At 71.6% G+C, this 7,412-nt stretch carries 9 protein-coding genes and 1 tRNA gene; 4 read left to right on the top strand and 6 right to left on the bottom strand.

Translation table 11 applies throughout. The annotated features are described in order from the left end of the window. Nucleotides 1-127 precede the first annotated feature (127 nt). The gene (locus ABWK99_RS11350) at nucleotides 128-1,165 is read left to right on the top strand and encodes an aspartate-semialdehyde dehydrogenase (RefSeq protein ID WP_372594811.1); all 1,038 of its coding nucleotides are present in this window, start codon (nucleotides 128-130) and stop codon (nucleotides 1,163-1,165) included. Nucleotides 1,166-1,183: 18 nt separating this feature from the next. Here ABWK99_RS11350 and ABWK99_RS11345 read toward each other — a convergent pair whose 3' ends face one another. The 5 genes from ABWK99_RS11345 to ABWK99_RS11325 form a co-directional block, all read right to left on the bottom strand. Beyond that, nucleotides 1,184-1,681, bottom strand: coding sequence for an NUDIX domain-containing protein (locus ABWK99_RS11345; protein WP_372594810.1), 498 nt, complete (start codon nucleotides 1,679-1,681; stop codon nucleotides 1,184-1,186). Nucleotides 1,682-1,713: 32 nt separating this feature from the next. Further along, the gene (locus ABWK99_RS11340) at nucleotides 1,714-2,523 is read right to left on the bottom strand and encodes a transglutaminase family protein (RefSeq protein WP_372594809.1); all 810 of its coding nucleotides are present in this window, start codon (nucleotides 2,521-2,523) and stop codon (nucleotides 1,714-1,716) included. Between the two features lie 98 nt (nucleotides 2,524-2,621). Beyond that, a tRNA-Pro gene (locus ABWK99_RS11335) sits at nucleotides 2,622-2,698 on the bottom strand. Nucleotides 2,699-2,746: 48 nt separating this feature from the next. After that, nucleotides 2,747-3,667, bottom strand: coding sequence for a metallophosphoesterase (locus tag ABWK99_RS11330; RefSeq protein ID WP_372594808.1), 921 nt, complete (start codon nucleotides 3,665-3,667; stop codon nucleotides 2,747-2,749). Next, on the bottom strand, nucleotides 3,668-6,118 hold the full coding sequence (locus tag ABWK99_RS11325; RefSeq protein ID WP_372594807.1) for a penicillin-binding protein: 2,451 nt from the start codon (nucleotides 6,116-6,118) through the stop codon (nucleotides 3,668-3,670). Nucleotides 6,119-6,210: 92 nt separating this feature from the next. Here ABWK99_RS11325 and ABWK99_RS11320 point away from each other — a divergent pair, with 92 nt between their 5' ends. From ABWK99_RS11320 to ABWK99_RS11310, 3 genes are read left to right on the top strand one after another with little or no spacing between them, the layout of a single operon-like run. Further along, complete coding sequence (locus tag ABWK99_RS11320; RefSeq protein ID WP_372594806.1) at nucleotides 6,211-6,618, top strand: WhiB family transcriptional regulator; 408 nt, start codon at nucleotides 6,211-6,213, stop codon at nucleotides 6,616-6,618. A 9-nt stretch (nucleotides 6,619-6,627) separates the two neighbouring features. Continuing rightward, the gene (locus tag ABWK99_RS11315; RefSeq protein WP_372594805.1) at nucleotides 6,628-6,792 is read left to right on the top strand and encodes a hypothetical protein; all 165 of its coding nucleotides are present in this window, start codon (nucleotides 6,628-6,630) and stop codon (nucleotides 6,790-6,792) included. Beyond that, complete coding sequence (locus tag ABWK99_RS11310) at nucleotides 6,789-7,265, top strand: RidA family protein (protein ID WP_372594804.1); 477 nt, start codon at nucleotides 6,789-6,791, stop codon at nucleotides 7,263-7,265. Before ABWK99_RS11315 ends, ABWK99_RS11310 begins: the two co-directional genes overlap by 4 nt. A gap of 1 nt (nucleotide 7,266) precedes the next feature. Here the strand turns inward: ABWK99_RS11310 and ABWK99_RS11305 are convergent. Continuing rightward, on the bottom strand, nucleotides 7,267-7,412 hold a 146-nt coding region (locus ABWK99_RS11305; protein WP_372594812.1), incomplete at its 5' end, for a helix-turn-helix domain-containing protein.

Genomic DNA, 7,412 nt, shown 5'->3' with positions numbered 1-7,412 from the left:
GAGATCCGGGTCTCGGTGGTGACGCGCGCCGATCAGCTCGACGACGCGGTGCGCGCCGTGCACACGGCATTCGATCTGGACTCCTCCGAGGGCGAAGCCGTGGTCTACGGCGGGACGGGACGCTGACATGGGACTGAACATCGCCGTCGTCGGCGCCACGGGCCAGGTCGGCGGGGTCATGCGCCGCTTGCTCGCCGAGCGAGACTTCCCGGCCGACTCGATGCGCTTCTTCGCCTCCGCGCGCTCGGCGGGGACCACCCTGCCCTGGGCCGGGGGAGAGGTCGTCGTGGAGGACGTCGAGACCGCCGACCTCTCCGGGATCGACATCGCCTTGTTCTCCGCGGGCGGCGCGACCTCGAAGGTCCACGCCCCGCGGTTCGCCGCTGCCGGCGCCCTGGTGATCGACAACTCCTCGGCCTGGCGCCGCGACCCCGAGGTCCCCCTCGTGGTGAGCGAGGTCAACCCCGAGGCGATCGCTCAGGCGGTCAAGGGGATCATCGCCAACCCGAACTGCACGACGATGGCAGCGATGCCGGTGCTCAAGCCTCTGCACGACGAGGCGGGACTGACGCGCCTGATCGTCTCGACCTACCAGGCGGTGTCGGGCGGCGGGCTCAAGGGCGTCGCCGAGCTGGAGACCCAGGTCCAGGGGCTCGCGGGGGCGGACATCGCCGCCCTCACGCACGACGGCGCTGCGGTGGAGTTCCCGGAGCCGGTCATCTACGCGCGTCCGATCGCCTTCAACGTGCTGCCGTTGGCCGGGAGCCTCGTCGACGACGGCACCTTCGAGACCGACGAGGAGCAGAAGCTCCGCAACGAGAGCCGCAAGATCCTCGACATCCCCGAGCTGCTCGTGTCCGGGACCTGCGTGCGGGTCCCGGTCTTCACCGGGCACTCCTTGTCGATCAACGCGGAGTTCGCCCGGCCGTTGTCCGTCGAGCGGGCCACCGAGCTGCTCGCCGGCGCGCCGGGGGTCGAGCTCTCCGAGATCCCCACGCCGCTCCAGGCCGCCGGTCAGGACCCGTCCTACGTGGGCAGGATCCGCCAGGACCCGGGTGCGCCGGAGGGGCGCGGACTCGCGCTCTTCGTCTCGAACGACAACCTGCGCAAGGGTGCGGCGCTCAACGCCGTGCAGATCGCCGAGCTCGTCGCGGCCCGGGGCTGAGCCACCGGGCGCTGCGGCTCAGCGCGCGAAGAACGGTTCGGGGCTCCGGCCCGCCTCGCGTGCCGCGATGAACTCCAGGGTGTGCGCGATGCGCTGGACCGAGGAGTCGGTGAGATCCCGCGGAAGGGCGTCGGGGGCGAACCACCCGACCTCGGTGGACTCGTCGTCGGCGACGCGCGCCTCACCGCCGACGGCGCGGCACCAGAAGCACACGTCGAGGTAGCGCGCCAGGTCCCCGTTGGGGTACGTGACGCGCTGCCCGCTGTGCACGGAGGTCAGCGCCTCGACCTCGACCTGGACGCCCGTCTCCTCGAACGCCTCGCGGACGACGGCCACCGCGGGCTGCTCGCCCGGCTCGAGGATCCCGCTGACCACCGCCCACAGCCCGTTGTCGGAGCGCCTGCCGAGCAGCAGTCGGCCGTCCGGGTCGAGGACCACCCCGGAGACCCCGGGGAGCCAGAGCTCGGCGGTGCCCACGCTCGCGCGCAGGTGACGGACGAAGTCGGGGATGGGCACCGCACGACCCTAGCGCCGACGAGCGGAGGCGATCAGGCCAGCTGGACCAGCGCGTCGTCCGGCTCGGTCTCCTGGGCGACTCCCTCGGTGGCGGTGACCCGCAGCGACCGCAGGGTGACACCGCCGCGATAGGTCGACAGGAACGCGGTGTCGGCCGTGTCCCGGCCGGTCGCGATGCGCACCATCGAGCCACGGGGAGCCAGGCCGGTCGCGTCCAGCACGTACCAGGTGCCGTCCAGGTACGCCTCGACCACGGCGTGGAAGTCCATCGGGGCCAGTCCCGGCGCGTAGACCGAGACCGTGCGGGCAGGCACGTCCACGGCCCGCAGCAGGCCCGCCACGACGTGGGCGTAGTCGCGGCACACGCCCCGCCTGCTCAGCAGGACGTCGCGGACCCCGTCGCTGCCGCGGGTGCTTCCGGGGACGTAGGTGAAGCGCTCGGCGACCCAGCTGCGTGCCCCGTGCAGCAGATCCACCCCGGAGAGACCTCGTAGCTCGGCGCCCGCCAGACCGACGAGCGTGTCGGACTCGACGTACCGGCTCGGCCGCAGGTAGGTCACGACGTCGAGCGGGTCGGCCGTGATCGGGGTGACCTCGGGGGACACCTCGGCGCGGTACTCGACGGTGAGGTGGCCGGGGGAGGCGCTGAGGGTGTGCACCCGGGTCCCGTGCGGCCCGTGCAGCTCGGTGAGGTCGACGGGGACGCCGTCGATCCGGACGTCGAGCTCCTCCGGGCGAGCGGCGGGGTCCTCCGTGCTCGCTCCATGGGCGGCGGCCACCAGGAGCACGACGTCGGAGCTCGTGTGGACGTCCGCCTCGAGGTGGGCCGACACCGAACGCATGGGGGTCCTTCCGGGTGCAGGAGAGCGGGTGCGTGCTGGCCACAGCCACGACGAAGGCCCTTGACCCGCGTCACCGCTGGTCAAGGGCCCTCGTCTGCTGGTCGGGGTGACAGGATTTGAACCTGCGCCCTCTTCGTCCCGAACGAAGCGCGCTACCAAGCTGCGCCACACCCCGTGGAGCCCAGTAAGGATAGCCCAGCAAGGACCCTGCGGAGAAACCGGCTCAGGCGAGGCGCGCGACGAGGGTCAGCAGGGTGGCCTCCGGACGGCAGGCGAAGCGCACCGGGGCGTACGGCGAGGTGCCCAGTCCCGCCGAGACGTGCAGCCACGTCGAGCCCTCCCCGTCCGGCCCGTCCGGCCGCGACCCGGGCCAGCCGTGCAGGCCCTTGGCCCGACGCCGGTCGAGGTCGCAGTTGGTCACCAGGGCGCCCAGTCCCGGCACGCACAGCTGGCCCCCGTGGGTGTGCCCGGCCAGGACGAGCTGCGCACCGTCCTCGTGCATGGCGTCCAGGACCCTGCGGTACGGGGCGTGGGCGACCCCGAGGTGCAGGTCGACGTCGTGCCGCTCGCCCGGCGCGGGGAAGCGGTCGCGGTCGAGGTGCGGGTCGTCGACCCCCACCAGGGAGACCAGCCGTCCGTCGACGACGAGTCCGTCGCGCCGGTTGGTCAGGTCCCGCCAGCCCTCCTGGCGCAGGGCCGAGGCCAGCTCCGCGGCCGGCAGGGCGGACCCGACCTGGCCCTCCGGGAGTCGCGGGTCGGGCAGCAGGTACCGGGCCGGGTTCTTCGGCTGCGGGGCGAAGTAGTCGTTCGACCCCATCACGAAGGCGCCGGGCAGGCCGAGGAAGGGGGCCAGGGCGTACATCAGCGCAGGAAGGGCGTCGAGATGGGCCAGGTTGTCGCCGGTGTCCACGACCAGGTCGGGCTCGAGGTCGGCCAGACCGCGGACCCACTCGATCTTCCGGTCCTGGGACGGCGTCAGGTGCAGGTCCGACAGGTGCAGGATGCGCAGCGCGCGTTCACCCGGCGCCAGGACCGGGACTGTCACCCTGCGCAGCGTGTAGGCGTGCGCCTCGGCGAGCGCCCAGCCCAGGCCGGCTGCCGCACCCGCGACCCCGAGTCCGACGGCGCTGCGGACGGCGCCCACTCAGTCGTCCTTCCCGGAGTTGCCGTTGCCGTTCCCGTTCCCGTTCCCGTTGCCGGTGTCCGGATCCGTGGTCGGCTCGGGCTCCGGTGTCTTGATCGTCGCAGGGTCGACGCCGAGTGACGGGGTGATCGTGACGACCGATCCGCGCGATGCGCGAGAGCCACCAGCGGGGTCGCTCCAGGCGATCGAGCCCACCGGCGCCGAGGAGTAGGAGCCGTCGCCCACGCGGACGTTGAAGCCGGCCTGCTGGAGGGTCGCGGTCGCGACGGACACGCTCTGGCCCACCACGTCCGGGACGGCGACCTGCACCCCGACCACCTGTGCGCTCTCCGGAGCCGGGAAGTTCACGACCGGCATCCCCTCGCTCGCCGGAGCCATGAACGCGCGCCAGAGCGGGGCCGCGATGCTCGAGCCGTACGGACCCGACCAGTAGGTCGTGCCGTTGATCGTCTCGCCGCCCATCGAGTAGAAGCCGTCCGGGTGGCCGACCCACACGGCGCTGGACAGCTGCGCGGTGTAGCCGACGAACCAGGTGTGCTCGTTCTCCGTCGTGGTCCCTGTCTTCCCCGAGGCCTCACGGCCGTCCGGGAGCTGGGGGATGCTCTTGGCCGTCCCGCTCCAGACCTCGCTGAGGCCTGCGGTCATCGCGCGGGCGATCTGCGGGGTGATGGCCTGGCGGCAGTTGGCCGAGGGCACCTCGAGGGATGCTCCGTCGGTGTCCTCCACGGCGGTGATCGCGATCGGCTCGCAGAACATGCCGTCGGCCGAGAACGCGGCGAAGGCCGCCGCCATCGTGAGCGGGGCGACGTAGTCCGTGCCGATGATGTTCGACGGGACGATCTTGAGGTCCTTGCCCTCGCCCGTGGTCACACCCAGCTCCTGTGCGCCCTGGAAGATGTTGCAGAGGTCGAGCTGGGTGGCCATGTCGGCGAAGGCGTTGTTGACCGAGTTCTTCGTCGCGTTGAGCACGGTCATGTAGTTGCCGGTGCCCTCGGAGTTGCGCAGGTTCCAGTCCGCCCCTCCCAGGCCCGTGCAGGAGGCGGTGAAGTCGCTCATCTTGTAGCTCTTCGCGCGGCCGTCGACGACCTCCTGGAGGGCGTGCCCCTGCTTGAGCCACTCGAGGAGGGTGAAGGGCTTGAAGGTCGATCCCGGGGGGAACCCCTGCGACCCGCCGTAGGCGTAGTTGGTGTTGAAGTTCACGGCCGACTGCCCAGGGCCCGGGTTCGGTGCGGTGTTGTAGACGCGGTTCTGGGCCATCGCGAGGATCTTGCCGGTGCCGGGTTCGACGACCGAGATCGCGGTGCCGACGCCGGACGGGTCGTCGACCGGGACGGCCTGCTTCGCGGCGGTGTCGGCGAGCTCCTGCTGGCGGGGGTCGATCGTCGTGTGGATCGTCAGACCACCCTGGTACAGCAGCGTGCGACGCTCCGACGCGGTCTCGCCGAACGCCGGGTCCTGGGCGATGATCTTGGTCACGTAGTCGCAGAAGTAGCCCGAGCCGGCCACCACGTCCCCCGCGGACATGCAGCCCAGGTGGGTCTGGCCGATCTTGAGCGTGTCGCCGATCGGCGTCGCGACGCCCGTGTCGTACTCCTCCTGGGTGATGTCGCCCTCGCGCAGCATGTTGTGCAGGACGATGTCGCGGCGCTCCTGCGAGGCCTCCGGGTTGCGCTCGGGGTCGTAGTCCGTCGGTGCCTTCGTCACCCCGGCGATCGTGGCCGCCTGGAGGTAGTCGAGGTCCTTGGCCGAGACCGAGAAGTAGTACTGCGCCGCAGCCTCGACCCCGTACACCGACAAGCCGAACTGCGAGATGTTGAGGTACCCCTGGAGGATCTCCTCCTTGGTCATCGTGCTCTCGAGAGTGACCGCGAGCTTGGCCTCCTGGAGCTTGCGGGCGTAGCCCTCCAGTCCCGTGCTCTCCCGTGCGTCCGCGATCGCCTGAGCCTTCTCGACGGGGTCGTCGAGCTGGAGGGCCGCCTGGATGAGGGAGTTCTTCACGTACTGCTGGGTGAGCGTCGATGCGCCCTCGTTGGAGTCCGAGACGGCGTTGCGCAGCAGCGCACGGGTCATACCGGTGAGGTCGACGCCGCCGTGCTCGAAGAACCGGCGGTCCTCTGTGTCCACCACCGCGTTGATCATGTCGATCGAGACCTCGGAGATCGGCACGACGATCCGGTTCTCGGTGTAGAACGTCGCCAGCACCGTGCCGTCCGCAGCGAGGATCGTCGACTTCTCCGAGAGCGGCACCTGGAGGAGCTCGTCGGGGAGCTCGTCGAAGATCTGCACCGTCGTGTTGGCGACGTTGCTCGTCGTGGTCACGGCCGGCAGCACGAGGCCGGCAGCCAGGAGGCCGCCGACGGAGGCCACCAGCGCGAAGGCCAGCATCAGTCCGAGGGCCTGGGCGGCATTGACCTTGCGGACGCGACGGGGCGGGGGCACGGACGTCACCATGCTGGCAGCCTACGTGAGCACCTCGCGCAGCGGGGTGGTCGCGTGTGAAGCCCCCGTGCAGGTCTGCGGCGCCTGCGTCGGCCGAACGGCCCATGACGTGCGTCCCGGCCGGTTCTACCGTGGTGGGAAGCACGTGCAGGAGGGGGGTGCCGGTGTCGGACGATCAGCACTGGACCGCGTACGGCGCATGCGGCGCACTGTCCCCGGACGATCTCTTCGTCGAGGGGGCGGCGCAGCGCAGCGCCCGTGAGGTGTGCCTGCGGTGCCCCGTCCGGCTCGAGTGCCTGATCGACGCGATGGATCACCGCATCGCCTTCGGCGTGTGGGGCGGGCTCACCGAACGTGAGCGCCGGGCCCTGCTCCGACGCTTCCCCGAGGTCGAGTCCTGGCAGGAGGTCCTCACCTCGGACCCCTCCCTCGCGGAGGTCGCGGGGGCACGGCCCGATCCTGCGGGTGCTCGCGCGGACGCCACCGAGCACCCGGCCGGTCGCGGCCGCTAACGTCTACCCATGGCCACCTCCTGGGAGTACGCGACCGTCCCGCTCATCGTCCACGCCACCAAGGCGATCCTCGACCAGTGGGGGGCCGACGGCTGGGAGCTCGTCCAGGTCGTCCCCGGTCCTGACGGCTCGGGCCTCGTGGCCTACCTCAAGCGTCCACGCGGCGACGCATGACCGCGGTCAGCCCCACGCACCGTCTCGCGGAGCTGGGGATCACGCTTCCCGCCGTCGCGGCCCCGGTGGCCGCCTACGTCCCCGCCGTGCGCACGGGCAACTACGTCTGGACCTCCGGTCAGCTGCCCTTCGTCGACGGGGCCCTCGTGGCCACGGGCAAGGTCGGCACCGGGCCCGGCCACGTCTCACCCGAGGCCGCTGCGGGGCTCGCGCGCGTCGCGGCCCTCAACGCGCTCGCCGCCGTCGTCGAGCAGGCCGGGAGCCTCGACCGGGTCGCCCGGGTGGTCAAGGTCGTGGGGTACGTGGCGAGCGACCCGTCGTTCACCGGGCAGCCGGGCGTGGTCAACGGAGCGAGCGAACTCATCGGCGAGGTCTTCGGAGCGGTCGGGGTGCATGCCCGGAGCGCCGTCGGCGTCGCCGTCCTCCCCCTGGACGCACCGGTCGAGATCGAGCTCGTCGTCGAGCTCGGGTGACTCAGCGCGAGCGGCGCTCCAGCCGATCGACGTCCAGCAGGACGACGGTGCGGCCCTCGCGCCTCAGCCACCCGCGGGAGGTGAAGTCCGCCAGCGCCTTGTTGACCGTCTCGCGGGAGGCGCCGACCAGCTGCGCGAGCTCCTCCT

It is taken from the genome of Actinotalea sp. (assembly GCF_041597215.1).
Taxonomy (GTDB): Bacteria; Actinomycetota; Actinomycetes; order Actinomycetales; family Cellulomonadaceae; genus Actinotalea.
The sequence above is the reverse complement of the archived record's forward strand: the minus strand, read 5'-3'. Positions and strand labels throughout refer to the sequence as shown.